The sequence below is a fragment of the Halioglobus sp. HI00S01 genome, from assembly GCF_001635445.1.
Taxonomy (GTDB): domain Bacteria; phylum Pseudomonadota; class Gammaproteobacteria; order Pseudomonadales; family Halieaceae; genus Halioglobus; species Halioglobus japonicus.
Genome location: NZ_LWEE01000044.1, coordinates 1 through 22,079, shown reverse-complemented (window position 1 = coordinate 22,079; position 22,079 = coordinate 1). Strand labels below are relative to the sequence as shown.

At 59.4% G+C, this 22,079-nt stretch carries 25 protein-coding genes and 2 rRNA genes; 14 read left to right on the top strand and 13 right to left on the bottom strand.

The genetic code is table 11. The features are described from left to right. Window positions 1-27 precede the first annotated feature (27 nt). The 7 genes from A3709_RS07995 to A3709_RS07960 all read left to right on the top strand — a co-directional run bounded on the left by A3709_RS07995 (window position 28) and on the right by A3709_RS07960 (window position 7,135). Window positions 28-237, top strand: coding sequence for a hypothetical protein (locus A3709_RS07995; protein WP_156507613.1), 210 nt, complete (start codon window positions 28-30; stop codon window positions 235-237). Window positions 238-246: 9 nt separating this feature from the next. Beyond that, window positions 247-1,041, top strand: a complete 795-nt coding sequence (locus tag A3709_RS07990; protein WP_066052738.1) for a MotA/TolQ/ExbB proton channel family protein — start codon at window positions 247-249, stop codon at window positions 1,039-1,041. A 1,327-nt stretch (window positions 1,042-2,368) separates the two neighbouring features. Continuing rightward, entirely contained in the window at window positions 2,369-3,460 is a 1,092-nt protein-coding gene (locus A3709_RS07980; protein ID WP_066052732.1) for a VWA domain-containing protein, read from the top strand. Next, window positions 3,460-4,458, top strand: coding sequence for a hypothetical protein (locus tag A3709_RS07975; RefSeq protein ID WP_066052730.1), 999 nt, complete (start codon window positions 3,460-3,462; stop codon window positions 4,456-4,458). The genes A3709_RS07980 and A3709_RS07975 overlap by 1 nt, the downstream gene beginning before the upstream one ends. Continuing rightward, window positions 4,430-5,089 (top strand): hypothetical protein, encoded by a 660-nt coding sequence (locus A3709_RS07970; protein ID WP_231871132.1) that lies wholly within the window; start codon window positions 4,430-4,432, stop codon window positions 5,087-5,089. Before A3709_RS07975 ends, A3709_RS07970 begins: the two co-directional genes overlap by 29 nt. An 86-nt stretch (window positions 5,090-5,175) precedes the next feature. Further along, window positions 5,176-5,760, top strand: a complete 585-nt coding sequence (locus tag A3709_RS07965; RefSeq protein ID WP_229801909.1) for a hypothetical protein — start codon at window positions 5,176-5,178, stop codon at window positions 5,758-5,760. Window positions 5,761-5,764: 4 nt separating this feature from the next. Then, entirely contained in the window at window positions 5,765-7,135 is a 1,371-nt protein-coding gene (locus tag A3709_RS07960) for a M48 family metalloprotease (RefSeq protein ID WP_066052719.1), read from the top strand. Window positions 7,136-7,181: 46 nt separating this feature from the next. Here A3709_RS07960 and A3709_RS07955 read toward each other — a convergent pair whose 3' ends face one another. The 5 genes from A3709_RS07955 to A3709_RS07935 all read right to left on the bottom strand — a co-directional run bounded on the left by A3709_RS07955 (window position 7,182) and on the right by A3709_RS07935 (window position 10,340). Continuing rightward, window positions 7,182-7,523, bottom strand: a complete 342-nt coding sequence (locus A3709_RS07955) for a DUF2288 domain-containing protein (RefSeq protein WP_066052716.1) — start codon at window positions 7,521-7,523, stop codon at window positions 7,182-7,184. Beyond that, a complete protein-coding gene (locus A3709_RS07950; protein ID WP_066052857.1) occupies window positions 7,516-8,166 on the bottom strand; it encodes an MBL fold metallo-hydrolase in 651 nt (216 codons plus the stop codon). The genes A3709_RS07955 and A3709_RS07950 overlap by 8 nt, the downstream gene beginning before the upstream one ends. A 72-nt stretch (window positions 8,167-8,238) precedes the next feature. Beyond that, window positions 8,239-9,543: a dicarboxylate/amino acid:cation symporter gene (locus tag A3709_RS07945; protein WP_066052712.1), complete on the bottom strand. Its 1,305-nt coding sequence runs from the start codon at window positions 9,541-9,543 to the stop codon at window positions 8,239-8,241. After that, the gene (locus A3709_RS07940; protein ID WP_066052710.1) at window positions 9,540-9,776 is read right to left on the bottom strand and encodes a hypothetical protein; all 237 of its coding nucleotides are present in this window, start codon (window positions 9,774-9,776) and stop codon (window positions 9,540-9,542) included. The genes A3709_RS07945 and A3709_RS07940 overlap by 4 nt, the downstream gene beginning before the upstream one ends. A gap of 60 nt (window positions 9,777-9,836) precedes the next feature. Further along, complete coding sequence (locus A3709_RS07935) at window positions 9,837-10,340, bottom strand: histidine phosphatase family protein (RefSeq protein WP_066052709.1); 504 nt, start codon at window positions 10,338-10,340, stop codon at window positions 9,837-9,839. A gap of 68 nt (window positions 10,341-10,408) precedes the next feature. Here A3709_RS07935 and A3709_RS07930 point away from each other — a divergent pair, with 68 nt between their 5' ends. Both A3709_RS07930 and A3709_RS07925 read left to right on the top strand, forming a co-directional pair. Continuing rightward, entirely contained in the window at window positions 10,409-10,810 is a 402-nt protein-coding gene (locus tag A3709_RS07930; protein ID WP_066052706.1) for a CBS domain-containing protein, read from the top strand. Window positions 10,811-10,909: 99 nt separating this feature from the next. After that, complete coding sequence (locus A3709_RS07925; protein WP_197484121.1) at window positions 10,910-13,222, top strand: Tex family protein; 2,313 nt, start codon at window positions 10,910-10,912, stop codon at window positions 13,220-13,222. Between the two features lie 37 nt (window positions 13,223-13,259). Here the strand turns inward: A3709_RS07925 and A3709_RS07920 are convergent, their stop codons facing one another. The 3 genes from A3709_RS07920 to A3709_RS07910 are packed head-to-tail and all read right to left on the bottom strand — an operon-like array spanning window position 13,260 to window position 15,300. Beyond that, window positions 13,260-13,925 (bottom strand): TIGR00730 family Rossman fold protein, encoded by a 666-nt coding sequence (locus A3709_RS07920; protein WP_066052705.1) that lies wholly within the window; start codon window positions 13,923-13,925, stop codon window positions 13,260-13,262. 51 nt (window positions 13,926-13,976) lie between these two features. Then, complete coding sequence (locus tag A3709_RS07915; protein ID WP_066052702.1) at window positions 13,977-14,918, bottom strand: hypothetical protein; 942 nt, start codon at window positions 14,916-14,918, stop codon at window positions 13,977-13,979. Between the two features lie 10 nt (window positions 14,919-14,928). Further along, window positions 14,929-15,300 carry a VOC family protein gene (locus A3709_RS07910; protein WP_066052698.1) on the bottom strand — a complete coding sequence of 124 codons (372 nt, stop codon included), beginning with the start codon at window positions 15,298-15,300 and terminating at the stop codon, window positions 14,929-14,931. 155 nt (window positions 15,301-15,455) lie between these two features. On the opposite strand from A3709_RS07910, the gene A3709_RS07905 reads away from it, so the two are divergent. The 5 genes from A3709_RS07905 (at window position 15,456) to A3709_RS07890 (ending at window position 19,414) form a co-directional block, all read left to right on the top strand. Then, window positions 15,456-15,707 carry a hypothetical protein gene (locus A3709_RS07905; protein ID WP_066052693.1) on the top strand — a complete coding sequence of 84 codons (252 nt, stop codon included), beginning with the start codon at window positions 15,456-15,458 and terminating at the stop codon, window positions 15,705-15,707. 353 nt (window positions 15,708-16,060) lie between these two features. Continuing rightward, complete coding sequence (locus A3709_RS23630) at window positions 16,061-16,324, top strand: hypothetical protein (protein ID WP_197484120.1); 264 nt, start codon at window positions 16,061-16,063, stop codon at window positions 16,322-16,324. 6 nt (window positions 16,325-16,330) lie between these two features. Next, window positions 16,331-16,732, top strand: coding sequence for a Fe2+-dependent dioxygenase (locus tag A3709_RS23625; RefSeq protein WP_197484119.1), 402 nt, complete (start codon window positions 16,331-16,333; stop codon window positions 16,730-16,732). A 103-nt stretch (window positions 16,733-16,835) separates the two neighbouring features. Beyond that, a complete protein-coding gene (locus tag A3709_RS07895) occupies window positions 16,836-19,091 on the top strand; it encodes a patatin-like phospholipase family protein (RefSeq protein WP_066052690.1) in 2,256 nt (751 codons plus the stop codon). Between the two features lie 113 nt (window positions 19,092-19,204). Then, on the top strand, window positions 19,205-19,414 hold the full coding sequence (locus A3709_RS07890) for a hypothetical protein (RefSeq protein ID WP_066052688.1): 210 nt from the start codon (window positions 19,205-19,207) through the stop codon (window positions 19,412-19,414). Window positions 19,415-19,493: 79 nt separating this feature from the next. On the opposite strand, the gene A3709_RS07885 is transcribed toward A3709_RS07890, so the two are convergent. The 5 genes from A3709_RS07885 to A3709_RS07865 all read right to left on the bottom strand — a co-directional run. After that, window positions 19,494-19,808 carry a hypothetical protein gene (locus A3709_RS07885; RefSeq protein WP_066052685.1) on the bottom strand — a complete coding sequence of 105 codons (315 nt, stop codon included), beginning with the start codon at window positions 19,806-19,808 and terminating at the stop codon, window positions 19,494-19,496. Continuing rightward, window positions 19,799-20,191, bottom strand: a complete 393-nt coding sequence (gene sdhC, locus A3709_RS07880; protein WP_066052683.1) for a succinate dehydrogenase, cytochrome b556 subunit — start codon at window positions 20,189-20,191, stop codon at window positions 19,799-19,801. Before sdhC ends, A3709_RS07885 begins: the two co-directional genes overlap by 10 nt. A 219-nt stretch (window positions 20,192-20,410) precedes the next feature. Next, window positions 20,411-20,878, bottom strand: coding sequence for an RNA polymerase-binding protein DksA (gene dksA / locus A3709_RS07875; protein WP_066052680.1), 468 nt, complete (start codon window positions 20,876-20,878; stop codon window positions 20,411-20,413). Between the two features lie 575 nt (window positions 20,879-21,453). Next, a 5S ribosomal RNA gene (rrf, locus tag A3709_RS07870) occupies window positions 21,454-21,569 on the bottom strand. A gap of 170 nt (window positions 21,570-21,739) precedes the next feature. Further along, window positions 21,740-22,079 (bottom strand): 23S ribosomal RNA (locus A3709_RS07865); the annotation flags it as partial.

Here is a 22,079-nt window from a genome sequence, read left to right as displayed (position 1 = left end):
CTGCGGGCTGTCATACTGGGGTGGGCGGTGTTGCTGAGTACAGCTGCAGTGATTGCGCAGGAGAGTGATACTGATCAGCAAGAAGAAACGTCAAACGTTTCCGAGACCGAGTCTGCGCCAGCGAGTGAAGCCAGCGACACGAATGATAGTGAACGTGGCTCGGGGTCGCCGTTTGACTACGAGGCCTCGGAACAGATTTCAGAAGACTTGTCCGTATCCTTTCCGGTGGACATATAGGACCTGCATATGAAGCAACGGATGTCATCCGAGTTTATCTACCAGCTATTCGCGCTGCTGATCGCGGTGATCGTGGTGCACGCCGCTTACGTCGGCGCCATCCGCCCGGCGGCGCAGGCCCAGATAGAGCAACAGCAGGCCTTACAGGCCAGCGGCGAGGATTACGTGCCCCAGCGCACCCTGGCGGTAGTGATTCGCGACTTGGAGCAGGAGGCCTGTTTTATCCTGCTGATCTGGGCTCTGGCCATCATGGGCTACAAGGGCCGCCGCACCATGGCTGAGCAGGCGCTGGTCGAGCAGCGCCTGCTGGACATTCCCGAAGGGACCAGCGTCCTGCCGGAAGACGCCCGGGAGTACAGCCGTTCCCTGGAGGCCCTGCCTGAGCAGGAACAGGATTACCTGTTGCCGCGCACGTTGCTCGCCGCGCTGCAGCGCTTTGCCACTACCGGCAATATTCAGGCGGTATCCGATACCGTTAAAGAGAGCTGCGAGATTGAGGCCGACCGCCTCGACTCAGAGCTATCCATGGTCCGGTACATCGCCTGGGCCATTCCGTCGATCGGCTTTATCGGCACCGTGCGCGGTATTGGCGACGCCCTCGGCCAGGCCTACAAGGCCGTTGAAGGCGATATCTCCGGCGTGACCGTGAGCCTGGGCGTTGCCTTTAACAGCACCTTCGTGGCGCTGGTGCTGTCGATCATCATCATGTTCTGCCTGCACCAGCTGCAGCTCTCCCAGGAGCGCCTGGTACTGGATTGCCAGCGCTACGCCGACAAACGCCTGCTGCGCCACCTGGTGAACTGATATGTCACTGGCACTGCTGGACATAAACGACTGCAACCTGCGTCTGTGGCACGGCAATTCCCCGCAGCCCAGCCCGGGCTACGCCCTGCTGCAGGGCAAAAACTATCGCTACGGTGCCGACGCCCGGGCAGCGGCCAGGCTGGAGCCGCGCAAAGTGAATACGCGCTACTGGTGGCAACTGAACACCGANCCTTTGCAGCCGCCGCTGGGGCCGGCGCGCCACACCGCTGACCTGGTACACGGCCATTTACTGGCCCTGCACCAACAGGCTGGCGCTCCAGGCGAGCTGGTGATTGCAGCCCCCGCCACCATGGGCCGGGAGCAATTATCCCTGCTGCTGGGCATCGCCCAGCAGTGCCCCTTCGAGGTGGTAGGACTGGTTAACCGCAGCACCCTGCTGGCCAGCGCCCATGCCCCACTGGAAGCGAGCTACCACCTGGAAATCCAACTGCACCAGGCGGTGCTGTGCACCGTGCAGGACGATGGCGGACACGTGCAGGTCGGCCGCAGCCAGGCCCTGCCGGGGTGCGGACTGCTGCAGCTGCAGGAACGGATTGTCGAGGTTGTGGCCGCCCAATTTATTCACCAGACCCGTTTCGACCCGCGCCGCAAGGCAGCCAGTGAGCAACGACTCTACAATGCTATCCCCGAACTGCTGCGCACCTTGGCCGGCACGGCTGAAAGTAACCTTGAAATCCAGGGTTACCAGGCGCGCATTGGCCGCGACGACCTCAATGCCTGTGGTGAAAAACTGTTTGCGACAGCCAGCGCTGCGCTGGGAAACCAGGGCGCTGGCGCCACCGTCCTGGTGGAGCCCCTGCTGGCGCTTTTACCGGCTGCAGCCGAGCATCTACCTGGCCTGAGCACAACCGACGGCGACAGCTGCTGGCAGGCCGCGCTCAGCCACGGCGACGTATTGCGTGCGGGCAGCACAGGCCTCAGTTTCGTGGACCGCCTGCCCCGCTTGGCAACCAACCGTCCCGCGCCAGCGAGCACGCCGGAGCCAGCCCCGACCACCCCCTCGGCCGATACCCAACCGGCCGTGGAAGAGGTGCGCAGCGAACCGGAATCCGCGCCCGCAGACGGTCCCAGCCATTTACTCATCGGCAGCACGGCTACCCCCCTGGACCCGGCCGGCACCCCCATCGGTCCTGAGGCGACGCTGTATGTACGCGGCGGCCAGTGGCTGGTCCGCTCTCCCGCACCGGTCAAAGTCAACGGTGACACCTGGCGCACCGGCCGGGGTCTGGTGATTGGCGACGAGCTGCACACGGCCGACGGGCAGCGGCTGTTGCTCATTGAAGTACGGTCCGCCGGAGCGTAAACCGTGGCCAGGCGCAAGCGTCAGTTCAACACCTTCAACCTGAGTTTTCTGGACATCATGTCCTGTGGCTTCGGCGCGGTGGTGCTGGTGTTCCTGATTATCGATCACTCAATCGAGGTGCAATCGGACGAGCTGAACCAGGACCTGCTTTCGGAGGTGAACTTTCTGGAAGAAGAGGTCACCGAGGGCCAGGAAGGTCTGGTGCGCCTGCGTAACACGCTGTCGGATATTGACCTGCAAATGGTAGAAGCCCAGGGACTGGCGACCCGGATTATCGAGGAAATCGAGGAGTACGAGGCGCTGATTGAATCTCTGCGCGCCGAGGGCTTTGACGACGATGAGGATATTGAATCCCTCAAAGCCGAGATTCTGGCGCTGGAATCAGAGCTCAAAAAGCTGCAGTCGGCGGCCGAACAGGACGGCGGTCGCAGTGCCCGCTCCTACCTGGGCGAAGGCAACCGCCAGTACCTGACCGGGCTCAACCTCGGCGGCCGCAATATCGCTATTTTGCTGGACACGTCCGCCAGTATGCTCGCTGATCGACTGGTAAATATCATCCGCCTGCGCAATATGGACCCGGTGCTGCAGCGCGAGGCAGACAAGTGGACACGCGCGGTAAACACCGTGAACTGGCTGACGGCGCAGCTACCAGTGAATGCCGACTACCAGATCATCACGTTTAATACCGAGCCCAGTTGGGCGGTGCCGGATACAGCCGGCCAGTGGCTGGAGGTAGCCGACCAGGCCCGTTTGGAAGATATTTCCGAACGCCTGGCCAAGATTACCCCCGCTGGTGGCACCAGCCTGGAGAACGCGTTTCTGGCGCTGCAGAAACTGTCTCCGGCGCCGGACAACATTTTCCTGATTACCGATGGCCTGCCCACCCAGGGCCGCGCCGCACCGCGAGGCAGCAAGGTCAGCGGCCGCGACCGGCTGGGCCACTACCAGCGGGCCATTCAACAGCTACCGGCCGGCGTGCCCGTGAACGTGATTCTCGCACCCATGGAAGGTGACCCGGCCGCCGCATCGGCCTTCTGGCAGCTCGCCCAGAATACCCGCGGCTCTTTCCTGAGCCCTTCCAAGGACTGGCCCTGATGGCCCGCCGCAGAGCCACCGAAGAGTTCTCGCTGTCGTTCCTCGACGTGATCTGTTGTGGATTCGGCGCGGTGATTCTGCTGCTGATGATTACCAAAACCGTGCAGCCACAGATCATCGAGGCGTCCACCGTAAATCTTGAGGGCAAGCTGGCTGAGTTACAGGAGCAGGTCCACGAAATTCGCGGTGAGACCGTTATCCTCAATCGCGACCTCAACGCCAAGCAGGAACAACTCTCGGAACGGGACGAACGCATCGCCATTTTGCGCGGCAAGCTCGCCGCCACCCGCTCGCGCTACGACAGCCTGCAAACCGAAACCAGCAGCAACGAAATCATTACCGACCAGTTGGCGGTGGCGCGCCAGCAACTCAGCGATGAAATGGAGCGCTTGCTGGGCCGACAATACCAATCCAAGAACAACCTGATTGGCGGCATCCCAGTCGACAGCGAATACATTATTTTCATTATCGACACCTCCGGCTCGATGTTCTCATTTGCCTGGGAACGCATGGTGCGCGAGGTGGAGGCTACCTTGAGTATTTACCCGGAGGTAAAGGGCATTCAGGTGATGAACGACATGGGCCAGTACATGTTCAGCCGCTATCGGGGCCAGTGGATTCCAGACACACCGGGGCGCCGCCAGGTCATTATGCAGAACTTGCGCAACTGGAATGTGTTTAGCAATTCCAGCCCGGTCGAGGGCATCACTGCGGCGATCCGCACGTTCTATGATCCCGGCAAGAAGATCAGCCTGTACGTGTTCGGCGACGAATTCACCGGCCAGTCGATTGCCGAGGTGGTGGAGACAGTCGATCGCATTAATCGTGAGGACGCCAACGGCAACCGCCTGGTGCGAATCCACGGCGTTGGATTTCCCGTACAATTTATCCGGGCACCACATTTGCAGACGACAGGCATACGCTTCGCTACACTCATGAGGGAACTGGCTTATCGCAATGGAGGAACCTTTGTCGCGCTCAACGATTTCCGCCCCTGACCTGCGCTGGTTACTGGGGGCCGTGTTCGGTCTGCTGCTGGCTGGCTGTGGCCCGGCCAAAGTCATTGTTGAAGGCAACTTTCCCTCGCCGCTAATGGCGCCGCTGCCCATGAAACTCGGTATCTGGTATCCCGAGGATTTCAGCGGCCACGAGTTCTTCGACCAGGCCAAGAGTCGCTCCGATTCAGACTGGCTTGTGCAAACCGGCGCCGCCCAGGTGCAGATGTGGGACACCCTGTTGGCGGGCATGTTCGTTGAAACCGTGCACATGAAAGGCGAGCCCGGCCCGGGGCAGATGAATCAGCTGGTCGATGCCGTACTGATACCCGAGGTCGACGAACTGCAGTACGCCATTCCCGCCCACACCAACGTCAAGGTCTACGAGATCTGGATGCGCTATCGCTTCCGTCTGGTGACAACCGGTGGTGACCCGATTACCGACTGGACCATGACCGCTTACGGCAAGACGCCCACTGCCTTCCTTCAGAGTGACGCGGCGGCGGTAAACCTGGCGGCGGTCATGGCCCTGCGGGATGCCGGAGCCAATTTTGCCACCAACTTTGCAAGGGTACCGGGGGTGAAAACCTTCCTCGATGAACTGCATGTCGAACCACTGGAGACCGGATTGTGAGTGTTGTTAAACAGCTCTGGCGCAGCGCTGCCATCGGCCTGATCGTCATTGCCACCAGTGGCTGTGTCACCTCTACGGTGGACGAAATGGTGTTTAACGAGCCAGTGGAAGGCATCGGCGATTCCACTGTGGTCATTCTCGGTCGCCGCCACGCGGCAGACTACGAAACCGAGCCGGATTTCATTCGCTGCGTTGGCAAACATATTTCCAGCCGCGACCCGAGCATTACCGTGGTAGGCGAGCTGGATTTCGTCAATTCGCTCTACCCCTGGTTTGAGCCGCGCACGGCGCCATTGCATCCCCAGGACATCAACCGGCTGCTGGAGCAGGAGCCGGTTGCCGAGCGCATGGCAGAACTGAAAACCGAGTATATGATCTGGATCGACGGGCGCACCGAGCGCGGCGATTCAGCGGGTTCCATGACCTGCGGTATCGGCCCCGGCGGTGCGGGCTGCTTTGGCTTTGGCACCTGGAGCGACGACTCCAACTACGAGGCGGTGATCTGGGACTTTACCGACCAGGCGGAAGTGGGACGGGTTAATACCACCGCCAGCGGCCAGTCCTACATGCCCGCCGTGGTGGTGCCCATACCGATTATCGCGCCGGTGCAGGGCACCGCCTGTGATGGCATTGGCGACCAGTTACTGGAATTCCTCTCCAGCGAGTACTGAGGCGATGCGTTTTCTGGCCTGTTGCACACTCCTGCTGACCCTCGCGCTCACCGCCCAGGCCGCCAGCAAATACGACGAGGCGCACCAGAAGATCGTCGACGCCGGGCAACTCTATGACGACCCCGAGCTGCAGGCCTATATCGATCGCATAGGCCAGCGCCTGGTTGCCCACAGCGACGAGCCCGACGGCAAGTTCACCTTCAGCGTGCTGGACACCGATGTGATCAACGCCTTTGCCGCCCAGGGTGGGTATATCTATATCAGCCGCGGCCTGCTGCCCTACCTCGAAAATGAGGACGAGCTGGCAGGGGTCATCGGCCACGAAATCGGCCACATCACCGGCAATCATCACGGCCGACGCAAAACCGCTGATGTCACCAGCAAAATCATCTCCACCGCGGCGTATATCTTTACCGGCAGCGGCGATCTTGCGGACGCTTCGAGCATGTACGGCGCCGAGCTGATCAGCGGCTTTGGTCGGGAAATGGAGCTGGAGGCCGACGGCCTGGGTGCAGAGTATATGTATCGCGCCGGCTACGACCCGCAGGCGTTGCTGCAGGTCATTGGCGTACTCAAGGACCACGAACAGTTTCAGCGCACCGCCGCCCGGGCCAGCGGCAGACCCGGTGGCACCTACCACGGGGTGTATGCCACCCACCCGCGCAATGACAAACGCCTGCAAACGGTCATTGGCGCAGCCTCAGAACTGGATGACGGCACCTATATCGAGAGCCCGGAAATTCCCGGTGAGTTCAAGCAGCGCACCGAAGGCCTGGTGTGGGGTGAAAGCGTCCAGAGCGAGCGCGACGACAACCGCTTCTACCACAACAAGCTCGAATTCACCTTCGAACCGCCCGAGGGGTGGACGGTGCAGACCACAGGACAGGCGGTGGTGGCCAGCGCCCCGGATCGCAGTGCGTCACTGACGATTTCCCTGCGCCGTCGCGATGCCAACGCCTCGACGCAACAGGTTCTGGAAGACAATGCCAAGGGCGACCTCAGCGCCGGCGAAGCCCTGGAACAGGCAGGCCTCAAGGGCTATACCGCCATCGCCAGCGGCGCCGGCAGTGCCCGCCGACTGGCGGTGATCGATTACAAGTATAGCTATCTGCTTGAGGGCCAAGCGGACGATTTCGCCGCCGCCGACCCGGCCCTGCTGGCCAGTATCAAGAGCTTCCGCCCCACGCATCCCAAGGAGCGGGCCGCCGGCGCAGGCCAGTATCTGCGCTATATCCGGGTACCGCGGGGCGCAACGGTGGCGAGCATTGCCGCAGACATGAACATTCCCCAGGCCGAGGCGCAGCTGCGCCTGATCAATGGTCTCTACCCACGCGGCGAGCCGCGCACAGGGGATTGGTTCAAAGTCGTTCGCTGAAGAACCCGAGTATTCATGACGCCAGGCACAGGCCTGGCTCTTGTTGCTATTGCTCGCGCTGTTGCACTAGCACCCAGGGTGCAGCTACCACCGCCCACAGTTCCTGATTGGTCTCGTACCAGGCCAGCGCCTCCGATTCCTTCACCGCGGCCACTGCGCCACTGGTAATCCACTGCTGGAACTGCTCGGTGTTATCCAGGCCCAACTGCACGGCCACCTCCACGAGATCGAGTTCGCTGCTCACTCGAACGACAGCGCCGCGGGCATAGTAGGTCTGCAATTCATGCCATTGGATGCGGGCGGTCTGGCCGTGGTATTCACGGCGCAGCAAGGTCTGGCGGTCTTCCGGCAGGGCATCGTCCGCAGGCGTCTGGGGGGTATCAGCCATATTTCTCATCCGCCACAAAGGGATTGGTGCGTCGCTCTTGGCCGAAGGTGCTGGTGGGACCATGGCCAGGGATAAACGTAATGTCATCGCCGAGGGGGAACAGCTTGTCGCGAATCGAGCTCACCAGTTCTTCATGGTTGCCGCGCGGGAAATCAGTGCGTCCAATCGACCCCTGGAACAACACATCACCAACCCAGGCGACCTGCTGGGGCCGATACAGAAACACCACATGACCAGGCGTATGACCAGGGCAGTGAAACACCTGCAGGGTCTGCTCACCCACGGTGACAGTGTCGCCGTCGTCCAGCCAGCGGTCCGGCTCAAAGGCATCCGCGTGGGGAAAGCCCGCCATCTTGCACCACTCCGGAAGCTTCTCGAGCCAGAAATTGTCCTCGACATGAGGGCCTTCAATTTTTACACCCAGTTGCTGGCGCAGCAAATCGCCGGCAGCGCAGTGGTCCATATGCGCATGTGTGAGAATAATCTTTTCGACGGTAGCACCCATTTTTTCGACCGCTTCAAGAATGCGCTCGACGTCACCGCCCGGGTCGACAATAGCCGCCTTGTTCGTGGACTGGCACTTGATGATGGAACAGTTCTGCTGGTACGGCGTCACCGGCACAATGGTGCACTGAATGGACATGGATAGGCCCTGCTGTTGATCGGGCGGCAAGGATACCACAGCCCGGTCCCGGGCTGTGGCATTCAAAGGCTATCAGGCCCGGGCGGGTACCGCCGCGTCGTCGGCTTCCTGATCGGCTTTCGGGTCGTCGTAAACGCCCTGTTCGAACTGATTTTCGGACTTGCCGACAATCACCGAAATCGTCGCATCGCCGGTCACATTGACCGCAGTGCGCACCATATCAAGCAAACGGTCGACACCAATGATCAGGGCAATGCCTTCGACCGGCAAACCGGCCTGCTCCAACACCAGAGCGAGAGTAATCAAGCCCACGCCCGGCACGGCCGCGGTACCGATAGAGGCCAAGGTCGCGGTCAGGATAACGGTGATGAAATCACCCATGGACAAGTCGACACCGTAAACCTGGGCGATAAACACCGTGGCCACACCCTGCATGATCGCCGTGCCATCCATGTTGATCGTGGCACCCAGCGGCACGGTAAAGCCGGCCACGGAGTTGTGTACGCCAAGGCGTTTTTCTACCGTGCGCAGGGTAATCGGCAAGGTGGCACCTGAAGAAGCTGTACTGAATGCAAAGGCCCAGATGGGGCGCATTTTCTTCAGCAGTATGCGCGGCGACAGACCGGTCATGCTCTTGAGCAGCAAGGTATACACCCCCAGGGCATGCAACAACAGCACACCGATGACCGTAAACACGTAGGTGGCCAGATCGAGGATCGCGCTAATACCGAGATTGGAAAAGAGCTTGGACAACAGCGCAAACACGCCGTAAGGCGCGAGGGTCATGAGAATTTCCACCATCTTCATGATGATGGCATCCATGTCGCGGAAGAAGCTGGCCATGCGCCGGCCGGGCTCGCCCGCGTGGGAAATGGCATAGCCAAACAACAGTGCAAACACGATGATCTGCAGCATCTTGCCGTCAGCCATGGCACGCACGGGGTTGGAAGGGAAGATATCGACCAGCACATCGCCCAGCGGCGGCGCTGGGCGCGGCTCGAAGGCGGCGGCGCCAGCCATTTCGACGCCGGAGCCGGGGCTGATCAGGGCCGCGAAAACCAGGGCCAGGGTAATCGCAATGGCGGTGGTTGCCAGGTAAAAGCCCAGTGTTTTGACCGCAATCGGCCCCATACGTGCACTGTCACCCAGTGACGATGAACCACAGATCAAGGACACTAGCACCAACGGCACCACCAGCAGCTTCAGCGATGCAACGAAGATGCGACCAATTACGTCAAACAGACCGCCCACCAGATAGCCGTCGATAATCTGCTTAATGCCGTCGCCGATACCGGCGCTATGCATAATCAGATTAATCACTGAGCCGGTGACGATACCCGCCACCATAGCAATCAGGATGCGATTGGTGAGACTCATTCGGGACACTCCCCAAGCTCGTAACCCGTCACGGCATCGTCGGCACAGGCGTTACAGGGGGAGGCATAGGTTTTCTGACCACCGGCCGCCAGATCAGCGCACACAGGGTTGTACTCCATGGTACAGACCTGGGGGCGCTCACCACTACATTGGTTGGCCTGTGAAGGCGTGGGCTGCGAACTCTGGCAGCCAGCGAGTGACAGCAACAGCAAAATACCCAGGGCGGTGCGCATGGGGGAAGCTCCAGTAAAGGCGTTATTTGTGCGCAAGCCTAACACTGGCTGGCAATTGTGTCAGCCGTCTTGGAGGGTACGTGGCAACAGGGTAAGTGCCAACTCACCGCAGCCCGGGCGCAGTTCAGACCAGCGCTCAAGGCCCAGTGACAGGCGGGCATAACCGGCGGTTGGCAAGTTATCGAGTGCATGGCGCCCGGTGAGCTCATTCACCAGTTCTGTCAGCGCCGGATTGTGGCCGATCACAAACACTTCAACGAGGCTGTCATCCAGCCGCTGTAGCCAGCGATACAGGACGTCTACAGAGAAGGTGTACAGGGCTTCGTCGGTGATATGCGGCAAGTCCGCCAGTGCCGGCCAGCCCTGACAAAGCCCCTCGCGGGTCAGCTGGGCACGCCGGGCCGGGCTGACCCTCATCACCAATGGAGCCAGATCCCTGGCCAATGCGGCACCCATACGGGGCGCGTCGCGCCGACCGCGTTTATTCAGGCCGCGCTCTGGATCCGCAAGCCCGGGCTCGCTCCAGGAGGATTTGGCATGGCGCAACAGGTGAAGTGTTTTCATGGGCATTCCCGGCAGAGGCCACGAAATAGAGTCTATACTTGGTTAGCTGTCTACGCGAGGAACCAACAATGGCCCATTCGGTGAAGCTCCGCGACTACCTCATCCCCAACCCGGCCACGGTCAAACCCGGTGACAGCGTGCTGGATGCCATGCAAATTATCATCAATAACAAGATCTCCGGCGTCTGCGTGGTGGACGACCAACACAATCTGGTGGGTATTCTCTCGGAGCTCGACTGCCTCAATGCCTCACTGGGCTCGCTTTATAACGACAGCGGCATCGGCCTGGTGCGGGATCACATGGCCGACAGCGGCCTGATCGTGGCACACCCGGAAGAAGACATTATCGATGTTGCCCAGGATATGCTCGCCAAAACCAAACGCCGCCGCCCGGTCGTGGAAAACGGCCGCCTGATTGGCCAGGTCACCTGCCGCCAGTTACTAAAGGCCATTGCCCAGTTCCAACGCTAAGGGCTTTTAACGAAATACCCTATTCTCATGTGAGCGGCCGTGCCGCATAATGCAGCTCTACGCAGTATTCTCCACCGGTAACAGCAAGAACAATATCCAATGATTCAATCGATTCCCCAGCGTATTGCTGAAGAACTGAGCGTGCGTGAAGCACAGGTTAACGCCGCCATCGGCCTGCTCGACGAGGGCGCCACTGTTCCGTTTATCGCCCGCTACCGTAAAGAAGTCACCGGCGCCCTGGACGACACCCAGATGCGCAACCTGGAAGAGCGCCTGCACTATCTGCGGGACATGGAAGAGCGTCGAGAAACCATCCTCGCCTCCATCGATGAACAGGGCAAGCTAACCCCTGAACTGAAGAAATCTCTGCTCGAGGCAGACACCAAGAATCGCCTCGAAGACCTGTACCTGCCCTACAAACCCAAGCGCCGCACCAAGGCCCAGATCGCTCGCGAGGCGGGCCTGGAACCGCTGGCGGACGCACTGCTGGACGACCCCACCCAGGACCCGGAAGCACTCGCTCCGGCCTACTGCAACAAGGAAGCGGGTATCGAGGATAACAAGGCTGTTCTGGACGGCGCTCGCCAGATCCTCATGGAGCGTTTTGCCGAAGACGCTGACCTGCTGGCCAAACTGCGCCAGTTCCTCACCGACAATGCCCTGCTGGCGTCGCGCCTGATGGAAGGCAAAGAGAACGAAGGCGCCAAGTTCCGCGATTACTTTGAGCATACCGAAGCACTCGCCAAGGTGCCCTCACACCGGGCACTGGCCATGTTCCGCGGCCGCAACGAGAGCATTCTCAACCTCAACCTGGTAATGGATGCCGACGAGAAACCCACCGACGCACACCCCTGTGAAGCCATGGTGGCCGACCACTGGAAGATCGAAGATCACGGCCGCCCCGCCGACCGCTGGCTGCGCGAAGCCGTGCGCTGGACCTGGCGGGTCAAGTTGCTCACGCACCTGCAGACCGACCTGCTGGGGCAATTGCGTGAGCGCGCTGAGGCAGAGGCGATCGAGGTGTTCGCCCACAACCTCAAAGACCTGCTGCTGGCCGCGCCCGCTGGACAAAAAGCCACCATTGGCCTGGACCCCGGCCTGCGTACCGGCGTCAAAGTCGCGGTCATCGATGCCACCGGCAAAGTGCTGGACCACGGGGCCATATTCCCCAATCCGCCGCAGAAAAAACTGCAGGAGGCGGAAGCTACCCTGTTGCATATGATTCGCCAGCACAATGTGGAACTGATCGCCATCGGCAACGGCACCGCCAGCCGTGAAACCGACAAGTTTGTCGGCGACCTGTTCAAGGCCAACCCGGATCTCAACGTACGCAAAGTCATGGTGAACGAGGCCGGCGCCTCTATCTACTCCGCATCAGAATTCGCTGCGCGCGAATTCCCGGATCTGGATGTGACCATTCGCGGCGCCATTTCCATTGCCCGCCGCCTCCAGGACCCGCTGGCAGAGCTGGTGAAGATCGAGCCCAAGTCGATCGGTGTCGGCCAGTACCAGCACGATGTCAGCCAGGTGCAACTGGCACGCCAGCTGGATGCCGTAGTAGAAGACTGTGTAAACGCCGTGGGCGTGGACGTGAATACCGCGTCGGCCCCCCTGCTGGCACGGGTCTCCGGGCTCAACCAGAGTATTGCCACCAATATCGTCAGCCTGCGCGACGCCCAGGGCAAATTTGCCAACCGCAAGGCCCTGATGGATGTGTCGCGCTTTGGCGAAAAAACCTTTGAGCAGGCCGCGGGCTTTTTGCGCGTCAGCGGTGGTGACAACCCGCTGGACGCCTCGGCGGTACACCCGGAATCCTACGGTGTCGTGGAGGACATCGCCGCCCAGAAGCAACGCGAAGTGCGCGGCATCATCGGCGACAGCAGCTTCCTCAAGGATCTGAACCCGGCAGATTACACCAGTGACCAGGTCGGCCTGCCCACGGTCCGCGACATTATTGCCGAACTGGATAAGCCCGGCCGCGACCCGCGCCCGGAATTCAAAATGGCCGAGTTCCAGGACGGGGTGGAGAAAATCTCCGACTTGCGCCCGGACATGATCCTGGAAGGCACGGTGACCAACGTGACCAACTTTGGCGCCTTTGTGGATATCGGTGTCCACCAGGATGGTCTGGTGCACATCTCCGCGCTGGCGGACAAGTTTGTCAAAGACCCGCGGGACGTCGTCAAGGCCGGTGATATTGTGCGTGTCAAAGTCATGGAAGTGGACGAGGCGCGCAAGCGCATCGGCCTGTCCATGCGCATGGGCGACAAGGCCGGCGAACAGGAGCAGCGCGGCGGCGGCCAGCGCCGCGACAAGCGCGGTGGTCAGCGCAACTTCAAGCAGCGCCAGGAAAAGCCAGCGGCCAATAACGCCTTTGCCGCCGCGTTTGCCAACGCCAAGCAGCGCAAGTAAACCGCCGGCCGCTGCCTAGGCGCAGTGTTCGCGGTACCTAAGCGCAGCGCTCACGGTAATAACCGAGCAGGATTTGCGCCGCCTCATCTGGCGTGTCTACCAAGTCGACAATGTTCAGGTCGTCGTCACTGATAAAGTGATTGGCCTGAACCTTGTTGACCACCCAATCGTGCAGCCCCGCCCAGTAATCGCGCCCCACCAACACAATCGGACGCTGTTCCAACTTGCCTGTTTGAACAAGGGTGAGTAACTCAAACAGTTCGTCGACGGTGCCAAAGCCGCCCGGGAAAATCGCGAACCCGATGGCGTAGCGAATGAGCATGAATTTGCGGGTGAAGAAGTAGCGAAAATCGATGTCGATATCCAGATATGGATTCGCCAGCTGCTCATGCGGCAACTCGATGTTGAGGCCCACTGACTGCCCGGGCTCACCGTAGGCGCCGAGATTGCCTGCCTCCATAACGCCGGGGCCACCGCCGGTAATCACGGTAATGCCCTCGGCGGCAAGCTGGCGGGCCAGTTCGCGGGCGGCCTGGTATTCCCAGTCTTCAGGTTTGGAACGGGCGCTGCCAAATATACTTACCGCCGCGCCAATATCCGAGAGGCTGGAGATGCCGTCGCGCAATTCATCCTCAATCCGCGCGATACGCGCCTGCTCCTCGGGGCTCAGGCCGACACCCGGGGGTAACCCTTTGTCAGTCATAGCACTCTCCTTAGATAAGCTCTTTCACTATTGGACACGCCCAGCCCGAAATCATTCCCAACCGAGTTCGGCGGCATGTAGATGCAGAGGCGAAGCACCCTCACGCCGGTGGCGCTGCTGCAACCAGGGAGCGAGCTGCCCCAGCAATGCCGGAGTGCTATAGACCAGCGGCAAGGTCAGCAGCAGGGAATCGCCGGCACTGTTTAATAAGATCAGATGCTCAGGCCGCTGTGGCGTGGGCAAAATCTCCAGTGCGTCCCAGTCTACTGCGACGCTATGGCGCTGCTGCCAGGCCAGTTCCGTCGCCAGCTCTTCAGCCTCCTGCATCAACTGCTCACATAAACTGCGCTGCAAACCGAGCTGACCACCCGCCCGGAACGTCAGCGACAGGCCCGCATGGCTGCACACCGGGCCAGCGGCGCTGAACTCCCAGCGCGGGCTGACACTGGCTGCCGACATCGGAATGGGCGCTTCAGCGACCAGCGTGCGAGTGAGTTCGTTACACCGGGTGCCGGTACAGAAGCGGGTGAGGACAGCTTGTTCATAACCGGGCTGCTGATCCTTACGTGGATGCGCCAGCAGAATGGTCCGCCCCGCTACCGACACAGCCGGTACCTCGTGCGCGTGGCTGCGCAGTTCCACCGGCAATCCCAGCTCGATATCATCGCGCACCAGCATCAGCTGCCCGGCGTACTGCTCCACTGCCCGCGACCATCCCAGCAAGCGCCCTGCCCGGTCGGATTCACGGGCTTCGCCCCGGGCGAGATCCGCCTCGGCCAGGTAGATCTCCGCCAGTTCCAGCAGGGCAATGGTGGCGAAGCGACGCCGCTCGGTTTCCTCACCGGTGACCAGGGCACTCACAGTGCGCTGATAGCGGGACGCCGTGTCGTCGGCGGGCTCGTCCTGGGCAACGCCAGGGGAGGAGCCGGCCAGGATCATTACCAATACCAGGCCATTGGCGAACCGCGCCGCGAAACGACCTGGGCCAACCACGGTTTACGCCTTAGCCAAAGACGTAGAAGACCAGCTTGTTGCCGTCGGGGTCGCGCACATAGGCGCCGTAAAACATGTCGGGGATACGCTGCCCCGGCTCACCCTCACAGCTACCACCCAGGGCGATCGCCTTGTGGTAGAGCTCGGCGGCCTTCTCCTTGCTGGGCGCAGTAATCGCCACCATGTTGCCATTGCCCGGCTGCGGATCATTCTCGTCGTAGGGAATACACACCGACAGCATGGGTGCATCCATGCCTGAACCGATAAACGCAATCCGGCCAATGTCCATCAACACAGTGGCACCAAGATCAGCCAGCAGTTCGGTGTAAAAGGCCTTGGCCTTGTCCATGTCGTTAACGCCAATGGTTACGTAACCAATCATGATGAGATTCTCCTTAAGGTAAGTGATGCTGCTATGCTGCAGCGAGTATAACCATAATTCAGACCGTGCATGACAAAACGAGTGGTAATCACCGGAGCGACCAGTGGTCTGGGCAAACAACCGCACTGGCCCAGGCCGGCGCAGGCACAAGGCTGGTGATATGTTCCGAAAATTCTGCGGCCCTGGAAGCCACTCTCAGTGAAATGGGTGGCGATAGCGATCGCTTATGCGGACTGGTCTTCGATGTCACCGACCCGGACATGGTTGAGTCAACCGCCAAGCGCGAGGGGCGCATTATCAATCTCACTGGCCGCGGCGAGAACGGGCCGGTGAAAGACGCTGCTTTACAGCGCAAGCAAATCCTGGGGGCGGACTCTTACCCTGTCTCTAGCCAAAGAGGAAAGTGAACACGGGATCGAGCTGGCAACGCTTAATCCCGGGCTGACCCTGACCGGCCTTACAGCAACACCGCTGGTGCTGGCTGGCAAGCAACAGGCGCAAATGAAAGGATTACGCAAGGTGATGCCGCTACTGGGTGACCCGGCGAGCAAACCGGCAGCCTCGCTGGCAAAAGTTCGCACTGCAAGACGCTCCCCTGAAACCGGAGTGTTGTCATCGGCGCCTGCTACCCCATGTTCTAAAGCGCCTGCTGACAGGCCAGCGTGCTGACATTGATGTCGATGCGATTACGCCGCGGGTTGTCGAGCCGGAACATTCCCGCTAGATTGACCCTCGTTAACAGCCCACCACGGAACTGCCTATGATCCTGACCTTCAACGACGTCATCACCGAAGCGGAACACGCTCAAATTATGCAGGCCGTTTCCCAAGCTGAATTTATTGACGGCAAGGCCACCGCTGGCTGGGCTGCCAGGGAAGTCAAAAACAACACTCAGATCAAAAGCGGCACCGATGCCATCAAGACCGTCAACGAAATCGTTCTGAATGCACTGCGCAGACACGAAGAATTTCGCGCCGGCACCCAGCCGAAGCAATTGCACTCGGTATTGGTCAGCCGCTACTAGCCGGGCATGGAGTACGGCTTTCACGTCGACAACGCACTGATGGGGCGCGATGTACAGTGGCGCACCGACATATCCATGACCCTGTTTCTAAACGATCCCAACGACTACGATGGCGGCGAGTTGTGCTTTGAATCTGGCAGCGGCGACTTCCGCTTCAAACTCAAGCCGCGCTCCATTATTGCCTACCCTTCAAACACGCTGCATCGGGTTATGCCGGTGACCCGCGGCGAGCGGATTGTGGTGGTGGGCTGGATTCACAGCCTGGTACGCGACGCGGGCGTCCGCGAAATGCTGTACGACCTCAGCCAGGTGCGCAATGGCATCTTCAAGCGCAACGGCAAGTGTCGCGAGTTTGATCTGAGCTCTAAAACCTATACCAACCTGCTGCGCCAGTACGCCGAACCCTGAGCCTCACCCGCGGCCCCGCCCTGATGCGAGTGTGAATCCTGCTAGTTGCTAAAGCTTGGACTCGCCGGAGATAATTAACCTGAAGACAATCAGGTACTTATCTATGAAATCCTTGATCAGGATAGCCGCGCTGATACTCTGTGCCAGCACCGCCAGCACTGCCAGCACCGCCATCGCTAGCCAGGATGATGCAACCACTACCAATGCACTGGTATTGGCCGGCGGCGGCGCACGGGGCATTGCCCATGCCGGTGTTGTTGCCGCTCTCGAGGAGATGCAGATACCGGTGAACGCCATCGCGGGCACCAGCATGGGCGCATTGGTGGGCGGGCTATACGCCATTGGCATGACGCCGGAAGAGCTCAAGCTGGTGGTCGACAACATGGCCTGGGGCGACGCCTTCCAGGATTCGGTCGATCGAAGTAACCTGCCGCCGCGCCGTAAGAGCGACGACTACGACTACCCTACTTCGCTCTCGGTAGCGTTTAAAGACGGCCAGTTTTCCATCCCCCTGGGCATTGTGCAGGGCCAACAGGTCCGGCAAATCATCAAGGATCTGGTGATCCGGGCAGAACATATTCGCGATTTTGACGAACTCGCTATTCCCTACCGCGCGGTGGCTACTGACATCGAGAGCGGTGAACCCTACATCTTCTCCAAAGGCAATATGGTCACCGCCATGCGTGCCAGTATGTCCTTGCCGGCACTGCTGGCGCCGGTCGAACACGATGGGCGACTGCTGGTGGACGGTGGCCTCGCTATGAATATCCCGGTGGAAGTAGGCCGCCAGATAGGTGGCGAACGGCTTATCGTGGTCGACATTGGCACGCCGCTACGCACCCGCGAAGAGATTACCAGCATACTCGGCGTGACCGACCAGATGCTGAATTTCCTCACGCGCAAGAACTCGCTGGAACAGCTGTCGACCCTTGGTGACGACGATATTCTGATCAAGCCGGACCTCACCGGCATCGGCATGCTCGACTTCGAAGAAACCGAGGTGATTTTTCAGCGCGGCTACGACGCTGCCATGGCCATGCGCGACCAACTCCTATCCTTGGCTGTGTCCGATGCTGCGTGGGCAGACTACCTGGCACATCGAACCATTCCCTCTGCAACAGAACCGATGGTTGCCAGGATCGACATCGAGAACAACAGCAATGTCAGCGACGACCTGATACGCGCACGCCTGCATCAGCAAACCGACGCAGCACTGGACCGAGACCAGCTGGGTGAGGATATCGAAGAAATCTATGCACTGGGCCACTGGGAGATTATCGACTACGAGGTGATGCGAGAGCCGGAAGGGGATGTACTGGCCATTGATGCCCGTGCCAAATCCTGGGGTGACGACCAGCTCAAGCTCGGTATGAACCTGGCGAGCGACCTCGAGGGTGGCAGCGAAATAAACCTCGGCACCAGCTACCGCTGGACCGGTCTCACCGACCTGGGCGGAGAGCTTTACGCCCGCGGTCAGGTGGGTGACACGATCTTGTTCGGCGCCCAGTTCTACCAACCGCTGGATGTCATGTCGCGTTTTTTTGTGGTCCCTGAGATAAACTACCGGGACCACGATGCCACAACACTCGGGCCGGAATACAATCCTAATGAAGTCGTTGGCACCTGGCGCGTGCGGCGCCTTAGCGCCCAGCTCGATACTGGCGTCAACCTGTTCGACAGTATTCAGGGACGGCTAGGGGTTTTCCGCAACCGGGGCGATAACGCTTCCGACAAGGAAGTGTCCGGCCAGTTGCCCGAGGGATCGTTCGATGAAGGCGGAGTGATTGCCAGCATCCGCTACGACAACATGGACAACGTGTTCTTCCCCACCCAGGGGCAGTTCCTGTACGCCGACTACCAGGCATACAGCAAGGACCTCGGCTCGGACGCAAACTATGAGCGCTGGGAGGCACTGGGGCAGGCGGCCTTCACCCACCGCAGACACACCATGATTCTGACGGGCAAAACCGGCCAATCACTGGATGCGCCCAATCAGCCCAATAATTACTTCCAGTTGGGCGGCCTGTTTAACCTCTCCGGTCTCACCCAGAACTACTTCTCGGGGCGGCAGATGGCCTTTGCCATGGCACAGTACCAGTATCGTCTGTCTGAGCGTTCGGTACTGCCTTTTGATATGCCCGCTTACGTAGGCGCATCGATCGAGGGCGGACAACTCTGGTCAGAACGCTCTGAGGTAAGCAGTGGTGACTTCCAGAACGCGGGCAGCGTTTATGTGGCCCTGGACTCACCGATCGGGACGATCTACCTGGCCTATGGTCGGACTGAAGACAGTCTCGATGCCCTGTACGTGTCACTGGGCTGGCCGTTCCTGACCAATATGCATCGGCTCGGTCGGTGATTTAACCCTGTTGTGACATGACTCACGCCCGGCAAGATTTCGCTGTATAATTCGCAGCCTCGAAAAGCAGTTGTCTTGCCCTGGGGCACGACTCAACGACACGGAGTATCCACATGCAGGTTAAGTATTATCCCATCCGCGGCCGCGGCGAGCGCGGCGACAAATTTCAGCTGGCTCGTTTTGAAGATGAGAATGGCAACATGTACAAGGGTCTGTACGATCAGGAACGTCACTTTGGCTCTGAAGATGAAGCGCGCGAGCACATTGCCAGCGTCATGAATGTGCCTGCGGATACGCTCACGCTGGTAAAGTGGGATTTGTAATAAGAGTGTTGCCTGGCCGCGCACAGAACCGGCGCGGCCGGGCATGAAAGCTGGGTGCACAGCCGTGCACCCAACCTAGTTAGAACAGCAGCATCGCTCCAATCACGACGTAAACTGCGCTGACAATGGCAGTACCCCACACCATCAGGCCGTGGTTAATGCCAAACTTCTCAGCGTAATCACCGGCAATCTGCCAACCTGCCAGCACTGAATTCAGACCAGCAAACAACAGCGTCACCATGGCCCACACGCGGAATACTGTGGAGCNAAGCAGGCCAGCAAGCGCTTCCTGGGTGAAACCGCCACTGGTAATAACAGTGGCAATCAGCCACAGACCGAACGCGATAATCAGCAGGTTGCTGACGCGCTGGAAAATCCACTCATTTACGCCCATATCACGACTCCCATTACCACGCTCAGTACGATGCCGAGGCCAATCGCCAGCCAGGAGATTTTCTGGCCGCTTTCAAATTCTTCGAAATAGCCCATTTCCTGGATGATGTGCTTCAAGCCACCCATGCAGTAGTAGCCCAGTGCTGTCAGGAAACCCCAGGCAAAAAACTTAGCGAGGAAACTGTCTGCAAACATGGCGGCCACGGATGCATAGCCTTCGGGTGAAGCCTGGATGGTCCAGAGCAGGTAGAGCGCAAATGCGAAACCCACCCAGACGACGACGGCGCTGACCCGGTGCAGGATCGACGCAGTGGCCGTAATGGGGAATTTCATAGTCGCCAGATCAAGATTGACCGGGCGGTCAACAGGGCGAGAGTCAGTCATGATGAATACCTTGTGTCGTCATACTGTATGTGTGGATGTCCCAGTACTCGAGGGGGGCATATCATAGCGGGAAGTCGGGCTTTGCGCATCTCGATTTTGAGTGCGGCTGGTCAAAAAAGTACCACCGGACCACTTTTTGCCCGCCCTGTGTCAATAATTCGTCAGGGGGTTCGAAACCAGTGGACAAATTCGTCGAATTCCACCTTTAATCGGGGGGAGTTAGCTGCTACCGTAATGACGCTCGGTTGTCTCATAACGTTCCTGAGCCTCAACAGACATCGTTGCTATGGGCCGCGCTTCCAGCCTGCCAAGTCCAATCTCTTCACCTGTTTTTTCGCAAAAACCATAGGTGCCCTGGGCGATACGCTCGAGCGCCATGTCAATTTTACGAACCAATTTTCGTTCGCGATCACGAGCCTTCAACTCCAACCCAAAGTCTGCTTCGAGGCTGGCCCTGTCGTTGGCATCCGGTAAGTTTCCGGCTTCATGACGTAGGTGGTGAATTGTACGATCCACCTCTTGCATGAGTTCCTGTTTCCAATTCTCAAGAATGGTCCGGAAGTGGGCGAGCTGTGCGTCGCTCATATACTCTTCGTTGCGCTTAGGTTTGTAGGGCGTAACTCCATACACAAGCATATCGGTTCCATTGGTAGTGCTTTTGCGAGATCGCTGGGACTTCTCAGCCATGTCAATCCTCTTCGCTCGAGTGTTTGAGATTCGTAACGCCGGCCGACGTCTAAAGCTTGCCGCCATGCATTTAATGATACATTATATCATTAAATGCGAGCTTGAATGGATAACCGACACACGTGAATGGGAACATTCGATTCGATTGGCGGGGACAGACCACGATGAATCCCTGGCAAGCAGAGCAATCGGGGGCTGTCCCAAATAGTGTTTTAGGGATTAATCGTGGTCTGTCCCCTTTTCCGGGCTAACTCATCCCTAACCTCACCCGTGAGAGCAGGTTATCGCCCGGGTAATCTATTCTTCTATTCTCTGCGCGCATAAAAAAATCCCGCTAACGGGATTTTGGGTTAGAACGAGGGGCGCCTCCGCCACTGGCGATGACCTACATTGGGTTGCGAACGGTGCTCGCAATCGCTTCGCGATGCCTGCGGCAGCCCTTCACCGTTCACAGCTGGTGAACAGGCTGCGTCACATGGCAACCCTGCGGGTTGCTTAACGGGGCAGAGAATCAACCCATCCTAAAAAACAAAACCCCAGTAGCACAAGCGCTACTGGGGTTTTCTTTTTTAGAAGCCTGGCGATGACCTACTCTCACATGGGGAAGCCCCACACTACCATCGGCGATGCAACGTTTCACTTCTGAGTTCGGGATGGGGTCAGGTGGTTCCATTGCTCTATTGTCGCCAGGCAAACTGGCTTGCTGTCGTTGGCCTCACGCGCACTTTGCGCCGCCTCGTCTCAACAAATAGGGTGGTAAATCAAACTGTCTGTTCTTCGTGTTTCTCAACACCGGACTTGTCACAACATCCAACTGTCTTCTTTTGTCTCACCTGGCGGTGAGCAAATAACTTGGATTATATGGTCAAGCCTCACGGGCAATTAGTACTGGTTAGCTCAACGCCTCACAACGCTTCCACACCCAGCCTATCAACCTTGTAGTCTTCAAGGGCCCTTCAGGGGAATTAAATTCCCAGGGAGAACTTATCTTGGGAGGGGCTTCCCGCTTAGATGCTTTCAGCGGTTATCCTGTCCGAACATAGCTACCGGGCAATGCGTCTGGCGACACAACCCGAACACCAGAGGTTCGTCCACTCCGGTCCTCTCGTACTAGGAGCAGCTTCCCTCAATTCTCCAACGCCCACGGCAGATAGGGACCGAACTGTCTCACGACGTTCTAAACCCAGCTCGCGTACCACTT

Excerpts from the sequence above, each read along its gene's own strand:
- A3709_RS07940 (WP_066052710.1), bottom strand. The coding sequence starts at position 9,776 with ATGCGCACCGCCCTGGGTATTTTGCTGTTGCTGTCACTCGCTGGCTGC.
- A3709_RS23625 (WP_197484119.1), top strand. The coding sequence starts at position 16,331 with ATGGAGTACGGCTTTCACGTCGACAACGCACTGATGGGGCGCGATGTA.
- A3709_RS07990 (WP_066052738.1), top strand. The coding sequence starts at position 247 with ATGAAGCAACGGATGTCATCCGAGTTTATCTACCAGCTATTCGCGCTG.
- A3709_RS07975 (WP_066052730.1), top strand. The coding sequence starts at position 3,460 with ATGGCCCGCCGCAGAGCCACCGAAGAGTTCTCGCTGTCGTTCCTCGAC.
- A3709_RS07950 (WP_066052857.1), bottom strand. The coding sequence starts at position 8,166 with ATGTCCATTCAGTGCACCATTGTGCCGGTGACGCCGTACCAGCAGAAC.
- A3709_RS07955 (WP_066052716.1), bottom strand. The coding sequence starts at position 7,523 with ATGGCTGATACCCCCCAGACGCCTGCGGACGATGCCCTGCCGGAAGAC.
- A3709_RS07945 (WP_066052712.1), bottom strand. The coding sequence starts at position 9,543 with ATGAGTCTCACCAATCGCATCCTGATTGCTATGGTGGCGGGTATCGTC.
- A3709_RS07920 (WP_066052705.1), bottom strand. The coding sequence starts at position 13,925 with ATGACTGACAAAGGGTTACCCCCGGGTGTCGGCCTGAGCCCCGAGGAG.
- A3709_RS07965 (WP_229801909.1), top strand. The coding sequence starts at position 5,176 with ATGGTGTTTAACGAGCCAGTGGAAGGCATCGGCGATTCCACTGTGGTC.
- A3709_RS07895 (WP_066052690.1), top strand. The coding sequence starts at position 16,836 with ATGAAATCCTTGATCAGGATAGCCGCGCTGATACTCTGTGCCAGCACC.
- A3709_RS07960 (WP_066052719.1), top strand. The coding sequence starts at position 5,765 with ATGCGTTTTCTGGCCTGTTGCACACTCCTGCTGACCCTCGCGCTCACC.
- A3709_RS07935 (WP_066052709.1), bottom strand. The coding sequence starts at position 10,340 with ATGAAAACACTTCACCTGTTGCGCCATGCCAAATCCTCCTGGAGCGAG.
- A3709_RS07930 (WP_066052706.1), top strand. The coding sequence starts at position 10,409 with ATGGCCCATTCGGTGAAGCTCCGCGACTACCTCATCCCCAACCCGGCC.
- sdhC (WP_066052683.1), bottom strand. The coding sequence starts at position 20,191 with ATGACTGACTCTCGCCCTGTTGACCGCCCGGTCAATCTTGATCTGGCG.
- A3709_RS23630 (WP_197484120.1), top strand. The coding sequence starts at position 16,061 with ATGATCCTGACCTTCAACGACGTCATCACCGAAGCGGAACACGCTCAA.
- A3709_RS07890 (WP_066052688.1), top strand. The coding sequence starts at position 19,205 with ATGCAGGTTAAGTATTATCCCATCCGCGGCCGCGGCGAGCGCGGCGAC.
- dksA (WP_066052680.1), bottom strand. The coding sequence starts at position 20,878 with ATGGCTGAGAAGTCCCAGCGATCTCGCAAAAGCACTACCAATGGAACC.
- A3709_RS07910 (WP_066052698.1), bottom strand. The coding sequence starts at position 15,300 with ATGATTGGTTACGTAACCATTGGCGTTAACGACATGGACAAGGCCAAG.
- A3709_RS07925 (WP_197484121.1), top strand. The coding sequence starts at position 10,910 with ATGATTCAATCGATTCCCCAGCGTATTGCTGAAGAACTGAGCGTGCGT.